Source organism: Micromonospora tulbaghiae (genome assembly GCF_900091605.1).
Lineage (GTDB): Bacteria > Actinomycetota > Actinomycetes > Mycobacteriales > Micromonosporaceae > Micromonospora > Micromonospora tulbaghiae.
Genome location: NZ_FMCQ01000010.1, coordinates 81,702 through 96,401, shown reverse-complemented (window position 1 = coordinate 96,401; position 14,700 = coordinate 81,702). Strand labels below are relative to the sequence as shown.

Here is a 14,700-nt window from a genome sequence, read left to right as displayed (position 1 = left end):
CGGGGGCTCAGGCGGCCCAGTGGCCGCGACTGCGATAGACGTCACGGAGCACGCTGACGTGATCGGTCATGATGCCATCCACACCAAGATCAAGTAAGTGGTGCATCTGGGCGGGTTCGTCGATCGTCCAGACGTGCACCTGCAACCCGATCCGGTGGCAGTACGCGAGGAACCGCCGGTCCACCACCGGCACCCGACCGAAGGAGACCGGCACCTGCGCGGCGACCACGGACGGGGGCAGCCGCAGGGGCCGTCCGTGCAGCGAGGCCAGCCGCAGCCGGGCCACGCCGCGCATACCGAGGCTGGTGGCGGCCCTCGGCCCGGCCAGCGCCCGCAGCCGGGCCAGCCGGGCGTCGCTGAACGAGGCGAGCAGCACCCGGTCGCCGGCCCCGGCCCGGGTGACAGTGGCGACTGTGGGCTCCGCGCCGCCGTCGGACTTCACGTCGATGTTGAACCGCACCTGCGGCCAGGCGCCGAGCACCTCGTCCAGGCGGGGCACCAGGGCGGCCCCGCCGACGCGCACCGAGGACAGGTCGGCCCACCGCAGGTCGGCGATGCGGCCCGGCTCGCCGGTGACCCGGCGCAGCGTCGGGTCGTGGAAGACCACCGGCACGCCGTCGGCGGTGGCGTGCACGTCGGTCTCCACGTACCGGTAGCCGAGGGCGACGGCGCGGGCGAACGCGGCGGCGGTGTTCTCGTCGCCGTCGGCCGCGCCACCGCGGTGGGCGAACGCCAGCGGCGCCGGTGCGTCGAGGTAGCCGTGACGGGGCTGCACGCGGGCAGTATGCCCGTCCTGGGTGGCGCTCACATGGCCGGGCGGTGAAATTACCTATCGTTCCCTGAGACGGCTAGGATATGGTGCGATGAGTAACGACATGTACTCGGTGGATCAGGTTGCCGACCTGCTCGGCCTGCACGTGCGCACCGTGCGCGGCTACATCCGCTCCGGCCGGCTGCGGGCGACGCGGATCGGCAAGCAGTACCGGATCGCCCGCGCGGACCTGGACACGCTGACCGGACGGCCCGCGTCGCCCTCGGCGCCGGGGGCGGAAGTGTCGAGCGTCGTACGCCTCGACGGCGTCGACCGGGCCGCCGCCGACCGGCTCGGCACGCTGGTACTGGCCGGTGTGAACACCAACCACGACCCGGACCGTCCGCTGCGCGTGCAGACGGTCCACGACGAGGAGCGGCACCGCATGACCATCGTGATCCTGGGCGACCTCACCGCCACCGCCGACCTGCTGCGCCTGCTCGACGGGGTGCTCGGCGGCGGCAACGGCCTGCTCGGCGGCGGGGAGCGCGGCCGTGACTGACCTGATGCAGGAGCGCGCCGGCGTGCCGGTGCTGGTCTGCGACCCGGACGGCCCGCCGATCGCCACCGAGCGCGACGCGCTGGACCTGATCGGCGCGGCGTTCCTCGGCGCCACAGTGGTGGCGGTGCCGGCGGAGCGGCTCGATCCCGGCTTCTTCACGCTCGGCACCCGCTTCGCCGGCGAGGTGATGCAGAAGTTCGTCAACTACCGGCTGCGCCTGGCGATCGTCGGCGACATCTCCGAACATCTGGAGCGCAGCGGAGCGCTGCGCGCGCTGGTGGCCGAGTCGAACCGGCACGACCAGGTGTGGTTCGTACCGGACCTGGCCGCGCTCGACGCCCGCCTGCGCGCCACGACCTGACCCACCCCCGTCCTCGCCCGCGCTGCCTCGCCCCACCCCACCTCGCCTCGCCTCGCCTCGCCGATCTTGCGCTTGCGGCCCTCGTCGGGGGCGGTTGGCCGGGTTTGCCCGGGCACCAACTGCAAGATCGGCGGCGGCGGCGCAGGGACCCGGCGCGGTCGGGTCGCGCCGGGTCAGCCGGGCCGGCTGCTGGGGCCGACGCCCGCGTCACGGGTTCCGGGCGGCGGGTAGGGCCGCTCCGCGAGCAGCCGGGCCAGGTGGGCGCTGTTGAGCGCCAGCGCGGCCGTCGTGCGGCCGGTCGTGTCGGGTTTGGGACGGGCGTCGACGTAGTCGGTCTTGTGCAGCGCCTCCCCGACCCAGTACGTGGCCCCGGCGGCCGGGCAGGTGAACCCCACCTCGTTGAGTGCCTGCTGCACCTCGGCGATGGTGTGGTGCGCGCCGTCCTCGTTGCCGACCACTGCCACCCCGCCGACCTTGCCGTAGGTGCGCAGGCGACCCTGGTCGTCGGTCTCGGACAGCTCGGCGTCCAACCGTTCGAGGACCATCTTGGTCACCGACGAGGGCTGGCCGAGCCAGATCGGCGTGGCGATGATCAGGATCTGGGCGGCGAGCAGCTTGGCGCGGATGGCGGGCCAGCCGTCTCCGTCGCCCTCGTCGACGGAGACCCCGAAGCGCACGTCGTGGTCGACCACCCGGACGATCTCGCCGTCGACGCCTTGATCGGCCAGCGCGTCGAGCACCTCCTGACCGAGCACCTGCGAACTGGACGTCGCCGGGGAACGCTTCAGGGTGCAGTTGAGAACTAGTGCTCGAACAGCGGTCATGACCGGGTCCTCTCCGCGTACGGGTGCGCGGCTTGATACCCGCCACCGCGGCCGGGATGCGTCAGCCGGCGCGGCGGCGGTGCGCGCGACTGTCGTCCACCGGGCGGCCGGGGTCGACGTGCCGGGGCCGGTCGGGCTCGTCGGGCCGCAGCAGCACCAGATTGTCGGTGATCGCGTCGATGATCCGGTCGGTGGCCTGCCGGGCCGCGCCGGGGGAGCCCGACCGCAGGTCGTCCAGCGGCACCGGCGCGCCGAAGTGCACCCGGATGGCGGGCCGGCGGGCGACCGCCCGCGCCACCGCGCCCAGCATTCCCTTGGGCGCCTGGTAGGGCAGTACCTCGTGCGAGCCCCACTGGGCCACCGGTACGACAGCGGCGCCGCTTGCGAACGCGAGGCGGGCGGCGCCGGTCTTGCCCCGCTCGGGCCACATGCCCGGGTCGAGCCCGATGCGTCCCTCCGGGTAGACCACCACCACCGATCCGCCGGCCACGGCCTCGGCGGCGACCTCCAGTGACCGGTGCACCGCGGCGGTGCCCCGGTCGACGCGGATGTGCCCGGCGCGGCGCATCAGCGATCCGATCACCGGGGCGCGGAACAGGCCGCCGGTGGCCATGATCCGGGGCGCGACGCGCCGGACCCGGCAGGCGGCGGCGAGCACGATCGGGTCGAACGGGCTGATGTGGTTGGCGGCCAGGACCAGCGGTCCGCGGCGCAGCGCGTCGGGCACGTCGCCGGTGACCTCCAGCCGGCCGACCAGCCCGACGGCAGCGCGAGCGAGCGTCTGCGCGCCCCGCCACAGCAGCGGCGCGCGCCAGGGGGTGCTGTTCATCAGTGCTGGATGGTCGCACGAGCAGGCACGGGCCGGGGAGCCGGAGGGGTCCTCCGGCAAGGGTGATCCCGGGACCGCAGGTCCTCCGGCAAGGGTGATCAGGGTCATTGGTCCCGGGCCGGGTGGGGCCCTGCGGCCCTGCTGCTTTCTCTACGACGCCGAGTAGTATCTACTACGTCTCGTAGTATGCACAGCTGGGGGTTTTCTGGTGGACGCGTTGGACGTCGCCCGCTGGCAGTTCGGTGTCACCACCGTCTACCACTTCTTGTTCGTGCCGTTGACCATCGGCCTGTCCGTGCTGGTGGCGATCCTCCAGACCATGTGGCACCGCACCGGCAACGAGCGGTACCTCAAACTCACCAAGTTCTACGGCAAGCTCTTTCTGATCAACTTCGCGATGGGTGTGGTCACCGGCATCGTGCAGGAGTTCCAGTTCGGCATGAACTGGAGTGACTACTCCCGCTTCGTCGGCGACATCTTCGGCGCGCCGCTGGCCATCGAGGCCCTGGTGGCGTTCTTCCTCGAATCCACGTTCATCGGCCTGTGGATCTTCGGCTGGGACCGGCTGCCCAAGCGCCTGCACCTGGCCGCGATCTGGGCCGCCGCGATCGGCACCAACCTGTCGGCGTACTTCATCCTCGCCGCGAACTCGTTCATGCAGAACCCGGTCGGCTTCCGGATCAACCCGGAGAGCGGCCGCGCCGAGCTGACCGACTTCGTCGCCGTCCTGACCAACAAGGTCGCCCTGGTCACCTTCCCGCACACCCTGGCCGGCGCGTTCCTGGTCGCCGGGTCGCTGATGGTCACCGTCGGCCTGTGGCACGTGATGCGCAACCGCGACAGCGCCGACACCGGCGCGTACCGCTTCGCCACCAAGCTCGGCTCCTGGGTCGTGCTGATCTCCTCGGCGCTGGTCGTGCTCACCGGCGACATCCAGGGCAAGATCATGACCGAGGTGCAGCCGATGAAGATGGCCGCCGCGGAGGGCCTCTACACCACTGAGAGCCCCGCCTCCTTCTCCGTGCTCACGGTCGGCAGCCTCGACGGCAGCCGTGAGCTGTTCGCCATCAAGATCCCGTACCTGCTGTCGTTCCTCGGCACCGGCGACCCCAACGGCACCGTGCAGGGCATCAACGACCTCCAGGCCCAGTACGCCAGCCAGTACGGACCCGGCAACTACGCCCCGATCATCCCGGTCACCTACTGGAGCTTCCGCTTCATGATCGCCTTCGGGCTGGCCGCCGCCGCGATCGCGCTGCTGGTGCTCTGGAGCCAGCGCAAGGGCCGCACCCCCACCAGCAAGTGGCTGCTGCGCGCCGGCCTGGTCATGCCCGTGTTGCCGCTGCTGGCCAACTCCTTCGGCTGGATCTTCACCGAGATGGGCCGCCAGCCGTGGATCGTCTTCGGCGAGATGCTCACCCGTGACGGCGTGTCCCGCAGCGTCTCCCTGACCGAGGTGCTCACGTCCTTCACCGCGTTCACGCTCATCTACGCCGTCCTCGCGGTGGTCGAGTTCAAGCTGCTGGTCCGCTACGCCCGCGCCGGTGTCCCGGACGTCACCCCCGACGACGACACCGACGACACCGACGACGCCGAGCGCCCGCTGGCGTTCGCCTACTGACACCCCGGAGCCCAACCGTGGAACTGACGACCGTCTGGTTTCTCCTCGTGGCCGTGCTCTTCACCGGCTACTTCATCCTCGAAGGCTTCGACTTCGGCGTCGGGATGCTGCTGCCGGTGCTCGGCCGCGACGACCGGCAGCGCCGCGTCCTGATCAACACCATCGGCCCGGTCTGGGACGGCAACGAGGTGTGGCTGATCACCGCCGGCGGCGCCATGTTCGCCGCCTTCCCCGAGTGGTACGCCACCCTGTTCTCCGGCTTCTACCTGCCGCTGCTGCTCATCCTGCTGGCCCTGATCGCCCGCGGCGTCGCCTTCGAGTACCGCCACAAGCGGCCCGAGGCGGCCTGGAAGCGCCGCTGGGACCAGGCCATCTTCTGGGGCTCGGCGATCCCGGCCGTGCTGTGGGGCGTGGCGTTCGCCAACATCTTTCGCGGCGTGCCCCTGGACGCCGACCACGAGTACGTCGGCGGCCTGGTCGACCTGCTCAACCCGTACGCGCTGCTCGGCGGCCTGACCACGCTGGGGCTGTTCCTCACCCACGGCGCGGTGTTCCTGGCGCTGAAGACCACCGGTGACATCCGGGAGCGCGCCGGCGCCCTCGCGGTGAAGCTCGGCGTCGGCACCGCCGTGGCCGCCGTGGCGTTCCTGAGCTGGACGCTGACCATCCGCTCCAGCGCCGCCGCCGTCGTGTTCGCCGTCGGCGCCGCCCTCGCCCTGCTCGGCGGTCTGGCCGCCGCCAAGGTACGCCGGGAGGGCTGGGCGTTCACCGGCACGGCGGTGGCGATCGCCCTGGCCGTGGCGACGCTGTTCGCGGCGCTGTTCCCGAACGTGATGCCGTCCACCCTCGACGCGGCCGGCACGCTCACCGCCACCAACGCCGCGTCCACCCCGTACACCTTGAAGATCATGACCTGGGTGGCCGTGGTGTTCACGCCGATCGTGCTCGCCTACCAGGGTTGGACGTACTGGGTGTTCCGCCGCCGGATCGGGGTACAGAACATCCCGCAACACTGATCGACCTGTGGGCGCAGGGGCGCGGGGCCGGTGCGAGGGGGTCGCACCGGCCCCGCGGGGCGTTCGGGGTCAGCGCGCCTCGCGCAACTCCGCCAGCCGCGCCTCGATCTCGGCCAGCTCGGCGCGCAGCTTCTCCGCCTGCTGCTCGGCCTCGGCCCGCTCGGCGGCCAGGATCTGCTCCACCGCCTCCTGCACACCGGGCACGTCGACGAGCGCCACCATCCGCAGCGCCTCGGCCGGCTTCACCACGTACGGCCGGGCCAGCGCCTTCGTGCCCTGCTGTGCGGCCACCGTCCACTCGCCCTCGGCGTAGGCGAGCGTCACGGTCAGCCCCGGCGGGGTCTTCGGCTTCGCCGCCTTCGCCGCCCGCTTCGCCGGCTTCGATTCCGCCGCCGGCTGCTCGGCCTTCGGCTCCTCCCGCCGCGGCGCCGGCACCCGGGGGGTGTCCAGCACGAACTCCGGCTCCGGCGGCGCCGACGCCTGCTCCGGCTCCGGCTCCGGCTCCGGCTTCGCCTCGGCGGCCGGACGCCGCCCGGCGCCCTTGGGGGCGATCGCCACGTCGGCGGGGGAGAAGGGCAGCTCGTCGCGGCCGAACCGCACCACCACGAACTCCTCCGACGCCGCCGGGTCGGTCAGCTCCACCACCTGCCCGAGCTGCCCGGCCATCTGCCCGGCCGCCTCGGTGAACACCACCCGGGGCTTGCGGCCCGCCGCAAGGGCCTCCCGGATTCCCTGAATCTCGTCAGTGGACAAACCCTGACCCGCCATCACGCCCTCTTCCGTACACCTGTTTGACGCAGCCTTGATACCAGCCGGCTGCGACACCGCGATGATCAGCCCCCGAGGGCCCGCAGCGCCGCGTCGGCGTGTTCGTTCATGCTCAGCTCGCTGTGCACCACTGCGAGCACCCGCCGGTCGGTGCCGATCACGAACGTCATCCGCCGGGTGCTCAGCGCGCCCAGCGGCAGCCGCCGCCGCACCCCGAACGCCCGCGCCACGGTGCCGTCGACGTCGGACAGCAGCGGATAGTCGAACCCGTGCCGGCGGGAGAACTCCGCCTGCCGCTGCACCGGATCCCGGCTGATCCCCACCCGAGCCGCGCCCACCGCCGCGAACTCCGCCGCCAGGTCCCGGAAGTGGCAGCTCTGCGCCGTGCAGCCCCGCGTCATCGCCGCCGGGTAGAAGAACAGCACCACCGGACCGGCGGCCAGGAACTCCGACAGGCGCCGTGGCGTGCCCGTCTCGTCCGGCAGCGTGAAATCCTCGACCAGGTCACCGACACCCACCGCGTCACTCATGACGCGAGGATATGTAGACATCGCCGATCCCGCTCCGTCGTACCCGGTGAGCGGCGGGGAGGCACCGCCGCACGACGCGAAGGACAGACAGTGAAGTACGTGATCATGATCCACTCCAACCCGGAGCCGTGGGGCCACCCCACCTCCGAATACCTCGCCGCCCACCAGGAGCTGCCCGCCGACGTACGCGAACGGCTCAACGCCGACTTCGAGCAGGTGATGACCGAGCTGCACGCCAACGGTGAGCTGGTCGTCGGCGAGGCGCTCGCCGACCCGCGCACCGCCCGGCTCTACCGGTGGAGCGACGGCGCGCCGCTGGCGACCGACGGCCCGTACTCCGAGGCCAAGGAACACCTCGCCGGCTTCTTCCTCATCGACGTGGAGGACCAGGCCCGCGCCGAAGCCGTCGCCGCGAAGTTCGCCGGCCCGGGGGAGACCGTCGAGCTGCGGCCCTCGATGTGGCCGGGCGGGTCCGATCAGTAACGCCACGCCCCTCGCGGACGTGTGGCGCCGGGAGGCGCCGCACGTCCGCGCCGCGCTGCTGCGCCGCTACGGGCACCCCGACGCCTGCGAGGACGCCCTCCAGGACGCGGCGGAGGTGGCAGCCGCCCGGTGGCCGCTCACCGGCCTCCCCGACGAACCCCGCGCCTGGCTCATCCGGGTCGCCTCGCGACGGCTGATCGACCGGATGCGCGCCGAGGAGGCCCGCACCCGCCGCGAACGGCTCGACGCCGCCCGGCAGCCCGACGCCGGCGTCGTACCGCCCGTCGACGACACGCCCGTGACCGGCGCCGACGACACGTTGCAGCTGCTGTTCCTGTGCTGCCACCCGGCGCTGAGCCGCCCCTCACAGGTAGCGCTGACCCTGCGCGCGGTGGCGGGACTGCGGGTCGAGCAGATCGCCGCCGCCTACCTGGTGCCGGCCCGGACCATGACGCAGCGGCTGAGTCGGGCCCGTGCGACCCTGCGCGAGGCCGGCGCCCGGTTCACCATGCCCCCGCCGGACGCGTTGCCCGACCGGGTGGCCGCCGTGCTCGACGTGTGCCACCTGGTGTTCAGCGAGGGCTACACCCGCACCTCCGGTGACCAGCTCCTCGACGTCGAACTCGCCGAGGAGGCGATCCGGCTCACCCGGCAGGTCCACGCCGCGCTGCCCGACCACCACGAGGTCACCGGCGCGCTGGCGCTGATGCTGCTCACCCACGCCCGGTCACCCGCCCGCACCGACGCCGCCGGCGACCTCGTGCCGCTGGCAGACCAGGACCGCTCCCGCTGGCGCCGCGAACTCGTCGACGAGGGCGTCACGCTGCTCGGCCGGGCCCTGCCCCACGGCCCGGTGGGCCGCTACCAGCTCCAGGCGGCCATCGCCGCCGTCCACGCCGAGGCGCCGGCCTTCCCGGACACCGACTGGCTCCAGATCAGCGTCCTCTACGACATGCTGAGCCGGGTCGCCCCCAGCCCGTTCGTCACGCTCAACCAGGCCGTCGCCGTGGCCATGGCGCACGGCCCCGACGTCGGGCTGGCCCTGCTCGACCCGCTGCTGGCCGACCCGGCGATGCGCGGCCACCACCGGCTGCACGCCGTCCGCGCACACCTGCTCGAACTCGACGGCGACGCGCAGGCCGCCGCCGAGCACTACCGGCTGGCCGCCCGGCTGACCGGAAGCCTGCCCGAACAGCGCTACCTCAACCGGCGGCTGGCGCGCCTGACCAGCGACTCCTGATCCGTCCGGCGGCTGCGGTCACCGCCACACCCCGGCCACCTCGTCGGCCACCGCGTCGGCCTGCGCGAACCCGGCCCGCGCCGACGCCGCCCGCCGCGCCGGGTCCAGCACGTTGCGGCCGATCGCCGTCCGCGCCGCCCGGTCCGGCGACACCACGGCCACCCGCGCCCCCGCCTCCCGCAACGCCGCCACCTGCGCCGACAGCCGCGGCATCGGCCCCACCGCCGCACGCGTCGGCGCCAGCACCACCACCCGATCGCAGCCGGCCGCCAGATCCGCGTTCACCGGCGAGCGGACCCCGCCGTCGACGTAGCGCCGGCCGCCGACTGTGACCGGCGGCCACACCCCCGGCACCGCGCAACTGGCGCCCACCGCGTCCACCAGCGGCACCCCGCTGTCCGCGTCGAACACCACGAACTCGCCGGAGGCCGCGTCCACGGCGGTGACCAGCAGCCGCGCCGCAGGCCAGTCCGGCGACGGCAGCCGCGCCGCGATCACCGCCCGCCGCGACTGCTCCGACGGGGTACGCGCCGACAACGCCATCGCGCCGATACGTGCCCGGGCCCGCGCCGCGTCCCGGCCACGACCGCCCGCCCACGCCCAGCGCAACAGCACCCCCGTCCCCAGCCGGGCCGGCACCTCGTCGCGGGGCGGCCGCAGCTGCGCCTCGTACAACTGCGCCGGCGGCGTGCCCGAGCGCACCTGCGCCCCGACGACCGACCCGGCCGACGTGCCCACCACCAGGTCAGCCTCGTCCAGCCGCAGGCCGTGCCCGGCCAGCCCGGCCAGCAGACCCAGCTCCCAGGCCACCCCGGTCACCCCGCCACCACCCAGCACCAACGCGCGCCCCATGTGACAGTCCTCTCCACCCCGGATGGTCCCGCCCACGGTAACGTCGCCCCCACCGCACAGGGGAGAAGGGCATTGACCTCCGTCACCATCATCACCGGGGGAGGGCGCGGCATCGGCGCGGCCACCGCCCGCCGGCTCGCCACCGAAGGCCACGACCTGGTCATCGGCTACCGCGCCGACCACGCGGCCGCCGAGGCGGTGGCCGCCGACGTACGCGCCGCCGGCCGCCGCGCAGTCACCGTCGCCGCCGACACCACCGACCCCGACGAGGTACGCCGGATCTTCGACGCCGCCGACCGGCTCGGCCCGCTCACCGGCCTGGTCAACAACGCCGGCGTCACCAGCCCGATCGGCCCGTTCACCGACCTGCGCGTCGACGACCTGCGCGAGGTCGTCGACGTCAACCTCATCGGGTACGTCCTCTGCGCCCAGCAGGCGGCCCGGCGGCTCACCCGCGGTGGCGCCATCGTCAACGTCTCCTCCGTGGCCGCGACGCTCGGCTCACCCGGGGAGTACATCCACTACGCCGCCGTCAAGGCCGCCACCGACACCCTCACCGTCGGGCTCGCGAAGGAACTCGCGCCGCACGGCATCCGCGTCAACGCCGTCGCCCCCGGGATCATCCGCACCACGATCCACGCCCGCTCCGGGGTGCCCGACCGCCCGGACAGCGCCGCCGGGCGGATCCCGATGGGCCGCGCGGGGGAACCCGAGGAGGTCGCCGGCGCGATCGCACACCTGCTCGGCGCGGACGCCTCGTACACCACGGGCGCGGTCCTGCGCGTCGGCGGCGGCCTCTGACCCGGGCGGCGGCCCGGGGGTTGCCGCCCCCGGGCCGCCGCGTCGCGTCTCCTACTGGGTGAACAGCTTCGCCGCCGTGATCACCGTCTGCACCACGCCGTAGCCCAACAGCGCCGACACCAGCAGCCACGACACCACCAGGCGAACCAGCTGCCCGCCACCGCTGTGCTCGTTCACGATCCGCTCCTCTCCGTCGATCCCGGCTGTCCCTGCTCCGTCTCGCCCCGCCCGGACGCGGGCTCGTGGTACCGCTGCGGCACCGGCCGCACCAGCAGGTTCGCCACTAGCCCCACCGCCAGCACGCCGACCATCGTGAACAGCGCCGGCCGGTACGCCGCCGCGGTCAACGTGCCCGGCTCGCCCTGCGCGTCGAGGAACCCGTTGACGATCAGCGGCCCGGCCACGCCCGCCGCCGACCACGCGGTCAGCAGCCGGCCGTGGATCGCGCCCACCTCGAACGTGCCGAACAGGTCCCGCAGGTACGCCGGAATGGTCGCGAACCCGCCGCCGTAGAACGACAGGATCACGGACGCCAGCAGCACGAACAACGCCGTCGAGGTCTGCCCCACCAGCGCCAGCACCAGGTACAGCACCATGCCCACACCCAGGTACACCACGTAGATCGGCTTACGGCCGATCACATCCGACGTGGACGACCACACGAACCGGCCCGCCATGTTGAACAGCGACAGCAGTCCCACGAACCCGCCGGCCGCCGCCACCGACACCGCCGACGTGCCGCCCTCGCGGAAGAAGTCCTGGATCATCGGACTGGCCTGCTCCAGGATCCCGATCCCTGCGGTCACGTTGCAGAACAGCACCACCCACAGCAGCCAGAACGACCGCGTCCTGACCGCGTTGGCCGCCGACACGTTGGCGGTGGTCACCAGCGGCTTCTCGGCCACCTTGGCCGGATCGAACCCGGCCGGGCGCCAGTCCGGCGCGGGCACCCGCACGTTGAACACCCCGAACATCATGATCACGAAGTAGCCGACGCCGAGCGTCACGAACAGCCACACCAACGCCGACCCGGACGCCGTCGAACCGCTGTCCGACGGGTCGTAACCCGCGTCGTAGAACGACAACAGCTGCCGGGACAGGGGAGAGGCCACCATCGCCCCACCGCCGAACCCCATGATCGCCAGCCCGGTCGCCAGACCCGGCCGGTCCGGAAACCACTTGATCAACGTGGAGACGGGGGAGATGTAGCCGATCCCCAGACCGATGCCGCCCAGCACGCCGTACCCCACATACAGTAGCCACAGCTGCCCGGTCGCGATGCCCAGCGCACCGACCAGGAAACCCGCCGCCCAGAAACACGCCGAGACGAACATCGCCTTACGCGGCCCGTTCGCCTCCACCCACGTACCGGCCACCGCGGCCGACAACCCCAGCATCACGATCGCGATGCTGAAGATCACCCCGATCGCCGTCTGACTCGTGTCGAAATGCGCGATCAGGGAGTTCTTGTACACGCTCGTCGCGTACACCTGCCCGATGCACAGATGGATCGCCAACGCGGCCGGAGGGATCAGCCAGCGGCTGTACCCCGGCGGCGCGACGGTGTGCCGACGATCGAGTGCGGAAAGCATCGTTGCTTCCTCCGTCCAGATGGCGAGAACACAGGCGGTTCATGCCCCCACCGCACGCTGCGCCCAAACCCGCCCCGCGCCCGGCGGTCGAAACGCTGAGCCGAACGGTCACCGCCGCAGCCACCTGTCGTCACCCCACCACCGCCCGTCACACCCGCCCCGGGATGCGACCATGAGCAGGTGAAGATCCTGTCCATCCAGTCGTCGGTCGCCTACGGCCACGTCGGCAACTCCGCCGCCGTGTTCCCACTGCAACGCCTCCGACACGAGGTCTGGCCGGTCCTGACCGTGCACTTCTCCAACCACACCGGCTACGGCGCCTGGCGAGGCCCGCTGCTCGCCCCCACCGACGTCGCCGACGTCATCGCCGGGATCGAGGACCGCGGCGTGCTCGGCACCGCCGACGCGGTCCTCTCCGGCTATCAGGGCGACCCCGCCGTCGGCGCGGTCATCCTCGACGCCGTCGCCCGCGTCAAGGCCGCCAACCCGGCCGCCCTCTACTGCTGCGACCCGGTCATGGGCGACGTCGGCCGGGGCATGTTCGTCCGCCCCGGCATCCCCGAATACCTGCGCGACACCGTCGTACCGCGCGCCGACATCGTCACCCCCAACCAGTTCGAGCTGGAGTTCCTCGCCGGCCGCACCACCGACACCCTCGACGATCTCCTCGCCGCCGTCGACACCGTCCGCGCCGCCGGCCCACGGCACGTCCTGGTCACCAGCGTCCTGCACGGCGACCTGCCCGCCGGGCACCTGGAGGTCGTCGCCGTCTCCGACGAGGGCGCCTGGGCCGTCACCACCCCGCTGCTGCCGATCGCCCCCAACGGCGGCGGCGACGTCACCGCCGCCCTCTACCTCGCCCACCTCGTCACCACCGGCTCACCGCAGACCGCGCTGGAACGCACCACCAACTCGATCTACGCGGTACTCGAGGCGACCCTGGAAGCCGGCACCCGGGAACTGCAACTCGTCGCCACCCAGGACGCCATCGCCGACCCACCCACCCGCTTCGCCGCCCGCCGGCTGCGCTGACCGCCGCCCGGGTGCGCCCGGGCCGCGGGTGCACCCGGCGGCGACTCGCCGCTCGAACAGGTGGACGACACCACCGCCCAGCAGGCAAGATGCGGACGTGCCACCGCACCCGGCCACCGACGACCCCGCGTTCGCCCAACGCCTGCGCGACCTGACCCGGCTGCGCCGCGTCCGCGACCGCATCGACCGCGAGTACGCCAAACCCCTCGACGTCGAAGCCCTCGCCCGCGGCGAGCACATGTCCGCAGGCCACCTCAGCCGCCAGTTCCGCCAGACCTACGGCGAATCCCCGTACGCGTACCTCATGACGCGCCGCATCGAACGCGCCATGGCCCTGCTGCGCCGCGGCGACCTCAGCGTCACCGACGTCTGCTTCGCCGTGGGCTGCCAGTCCCTGGGCACGTTCAGCACCCGCTTCACCGAACTCGTCGGCGAACCACCCAGCGCCTACCGCGCCCGCCACGCACCCGACACCGCGGAACCACCCCCGTGCCTGACCAAACAGGTGACCCGACCGATCAGGAATCGAGAAGCCCGCACCGGCCGGCCACCACTAGCGTGACCACCATGACGATCACCATTCACTACGCGTTCCTGCCCCACACCGACGCCGACGCCGCCCTCGCCTTCTACCGCGACACCCTCGGCTTCGAACTGCGCAACGACGTCGGCTACCAGAACATGCGCTGGCTCACCGTCGGCCCGCCGAACCAGCCCGAGACCGGCATCGTCCTGCACCCGCCGGCCGCCGACCCCGGCATCACCGACGACGAACGCCGCACCATCCTCGAACTCATCGCCAAGGGCAGCTACGGCGCGCTCACCCTCGCCACCGACGACCTCGACGGCCTGTTCGACCGCCTGGCGGCCAGCGGCGCCGACGTCGTCCAGGAACCCACCGAACAGCCCTACGGCGTACGCGACTGCGCCTTCCGCGACCCCACCGGCAACCTCATCCGCATCAACGAGCGGCGCTGACCCCACCCATGACCGACGCGCCCCGCACCCGCGCCCGCCGCCGCCACGACACCACCCACCGCCTCGACCACGACGTCGACTGCTGGGTCGCCACCGCCGACCCCGACGGCACCCCGTACCTCGTGCCCCTGTCCTTCGACTGGGACGGCGACACGCTGCTCGTCGCCACCCCGGCCGACAGCCCCACCGGCCGCAACCTCGCCACCGGCCGCGCGCGCATCGGCCTCGGCCCGACCCGCGACGTCACGATGATCGACGGCGACGTGGAAAACCTCGCCATCGACGCCCTGCCCACCGAGCGCGGGGACCGCTTCGCCACCCGAACCGGCTTCGACCCTCGTACCCTGACCACGCCCTACCGCTGGTACCGCATCACGCCGCGCCGCATCCAGGCCTGGCGCGAAGCCGACGAGCTGCCCGGCCGCACCCTGATGCGCGACGGCCGCTGGCTCGACTGACA

At 72.7% G+C, this 14,700-nt stretch carries 19 protein-coding genes; 11 read left to right on the top strand and 8 right to left on the bottom strand.

What is annotated here, in order from left to right; all coding sequences use genetic code 11:
* Positions 1-7: 7 nt before the first annotated feature.
* Positions 8-775: a glycerophosphodiester phosphodiesterase family protein gene (locus GA0070562_RS25710; protein WP_091426921.1), complete on the bottom strand. Its 768-nt coding sequence runs from the start codon at positions 773-775 to the stop codon at positions 8-10.
* An 88-nt stretch (positions 776-863) separates the two neighbouring features.
* Between GA0070562_RS25710 and GA0070562_RS25705 the strand changes: the two genes are divergently transcribed.
* Positions 864-1,313, top strand: a complete 450-nt coding sequence (locus tag GA0070562_RS25705) for a helix-turn-helix domain-containing protein (protein WP_225853371.1) — start codon at positions 864-866, stop codon at positions 1,311-1,313.
* Positions 1,306-1,674, top strand: coding sequence for a DUF4180 domain-containing protein (locus GA0070562_RS25700; RefSeq protein ID WP_091426919.1), 369 nt, complete (start codon positions 1,306-1,308; stop codon positions 1,672-1,674). The genes GA0070562_RS25705 and GA0070562_RS25700 overlap by 8 nt, the downstream gene beginning before the upstream one ends.
* Positions 1,675-1,847: 173 nt before the next feature.
* Here GA0070562_RS25700 and GA0070562_RS25695 read toward each other — a convergent pair whose 3' ends face one another.
* Together GA0070562_RS25695 and GA0070562_RS25690 are read right to left on the bottom strand one after the other, a co-directional pair.
* A complete protein-coding gene (locus GA0070562_RS25695; RefSeq protein WP_091426918.1) occupies positions 1,848-2,498 on the bottom strand; it encodes a flavodoxin family protein in 651 nt (216 codons plus the stop codon).
* A 61-nt stretch (positions 2,499-2,559) separates the two neighbouring features.
* Positions 2,560-3,327 (bottom strand): lysophospholipid acyltransferase family protein, encoded by a 768-nt coding sequence (locus tag GA0070562_RS25690; protein ID WP_091426917.1) that lies wholly within the window; start codon positions 3,325-3,327, stop codon positions 2,560-2,562.
* A gap of 208 nt (positions 3,328-3,535) precedes the next feature.
* Between GA0070562_RS25690 and GA0070562_RS25685 the strand changes: the two genes are divergently transcribed.
* A complete protein-coding gene (locus GA0070562_RS25685; RefSeq protein ID WP_091426916.1) occupies positions 3,536-4,948 on the top strand; it encodes a cytochrome ubiquinol oxidase subunit I in 1,413 nt (470 codons plus the stop codon).
* A 17-nt stretch (positions 4,949-4,965) separates the two neighbouring features.
* Entirely contained in the window at positions 4,966-5,964 is a 999-nt protein-coding gene (cydB, locus tag GA0070562_RS25680; RefSeq protein WP_091426915.1) for a cytochrome d ubiquinol oxidase subunit II, read from the top strand.
* A gap of 69 nt (positions 5,965-6,033) precedes the next feature.
* Here the strand turns inward: cydB and GA0070562_RS25675 are convergent, their stop codons facing one another.
* Complete coding sequence (locus tag GA0070562_RS25675) at positions 6,034-6,732, bottom strand: DUF6319 family protein (RefSeq protein ID WP_091426914.1); 699 nt, start codon at positions 6,730-6,732, stop codon at positions 6,034-6,036.
* 65 nt (positions 6,733-6,797) lie between these two features.
* Positions 6,798-7,262 carry a peroxiredoxin gene (locus GA0070562_RS25670; RefSeq protein ID WP_244254875.1) on the bottom strand — a complete coding sequence of 155 codons (465 nt, stop codon included), beginning with the start codon at positions 7,260-7,262 and terminating at the stop codon, positions 6,798-6,800.
* A 90-nt stretch (positions 7,263-7,352) separates the two neighbouring features.
* Here GA0070562_RS25670 and GA0070562_RS25665 point away from each other — a divergent pair, with 90 nt between their 5' ends.
* Positions 7,353-7,745 (top strand): YciI family protein, encoded by a 393-nt coding sequence (locus GA0070562_RS25665; protein ID WP_091426912.1) that lies wholly within the window; start codon positions 7,353-7,355, stop codon positions 7,743-7,745.
* A 19-nt stretch (positions 7,746-7,764) separates the two neighbouring features.
* The gene (locus GA0070562_RS25660) at positions 7,765-8,985 is read left to right on the top strand and encodes an RNA polymerase sigma factor (RefSeq protein WP_091426911.1); all 1,221 of its coding nucleotides are present in this window, start codon (positions 7,765-7,767) and stop codon (positions 8,983-8,985) included.
* An 18-nt stretch (positions 8,986-9,003) separates the two neighbouring features.
* On the opposite strand, the gene GA0070562_RS25655 is transcribed toward GA0070562_RS25660, so the two are convergent.
* Positions 9,004-9,837, bottom strand: a complete 834-nt coding sequence (locus tag GA0070562_RS25655) for a patatin-like phospholipase family protein (RefSeq protein ID WP_091426910.1) — start codon at positions 9,835-9,837, stop codon at positions 9,004-9,006.
* A 72-nt stretch (positions 9,838-9,909) separates the two neighbouring features.
* Here GA0070562_RS25655 and GA0070562_RS25650 point away from each other — a divergent pair, with 72 nt between their 5' ends.
* The gene (locus tag GA0070562_RS25650; RefSeq protein ID WP_091426909.1) at positions 9,910-10,638 is read left to right on the top strand and encodes an SDR family NAD(P)-dependent oxidoreductase; all 729 of its coding nucleotides are present in this window, start codon (positions 9,910-9,912) and stop codon (positions 10,636-10,638) included.
* A gap of 51 nt (positions 10,639-10,689) precedes the next feature.
* Here the strand turns inward: GA0070562_RS25650 and GA0070562_RS30955 are convergent, their stop codons facing one another.
* Complete coding sequence (locus GA0070562_RS30955) at positions 10,690-10,815, bottom strand: MFS transporter small subunit (RefSeq protein WP_255474251.1); 126 nt, start codon at positions 10,813-10,815, stop codon at positions 10,690-10,692.
* Positions 10,812-12,230, bottom strand: a complete 1,419-nt coding sequence (locus GA0070562_RS25645) for an OFA family MFS transporter (protein WP_091426908.1) — start codon at positions 12,228-12,230, stop codon at positions 10,812-10,814. Before GA0070562_RS25645 ends, GA0070562_RS30955 begins: the two co-directional genes overlap by 4 nt.
* A 180-nt stretch (positions 12,231-12,410) precedes the next feature.
* Between GA0070562_RS25645 and pdxY the strand changes: the two genes are divergently transcribed.
* The 4 genes from pdxY (at position 12,411) to GA0070562_RS25625 (ending at position 14,698) form a co-directional block, all read left to right on the top strand.
* Positions 12,411-13,262, top strand: a complete 852-nt coding sequence (gene pdxY, locus GA0070562_RS25640; RefSeq protein WP_091426907.1) for a pyridoxal kinase PdxY — start codon at positions 12,411-12,413, stop codon at positions 13,260-13,262.
* A 97-nt stretch (positions 13,263-13,359) separates the two neighbouring features.
* The gene (locus GA0070562_RS25635; RefSeq protein ID WP_091426906.1) at positions 13,360-13,824 is read left to right on the top strand and encodes a helix-turn-helix transcriptional regulator; all 465 of its coding nucleotides are present in this window, start codon (positions 13,360-13,362) and stop codon (positions 13,822-13,824) included.
* A 5-nt stretch (positions 13,825-13,829) separates the two neighbouring features.
* Positions 13,830-14,240: a VOC family protein gene (locus tag GA0070562_RS25630; protein ID WP_091427082.1), complete on the top strand. Its 411-nt coding sequence runs from the start codon at positions 13,830-13,832 to the stop codon at positions 14,238-14,240.
* 8 nt (positions 14,241-14,248) lie between these two features.
* Entirely contained in the window at positions 14,249-14,698 is a 450-nt protein-coding gene (locus tag GA0070562_RS25625; protein WP_091426905.1) for a pyridoxamine 5'-phosphate oxidase family protein, read from the top strand.
* Positions 14,699-14,700 lie beyond the last annotated feature (2 nt).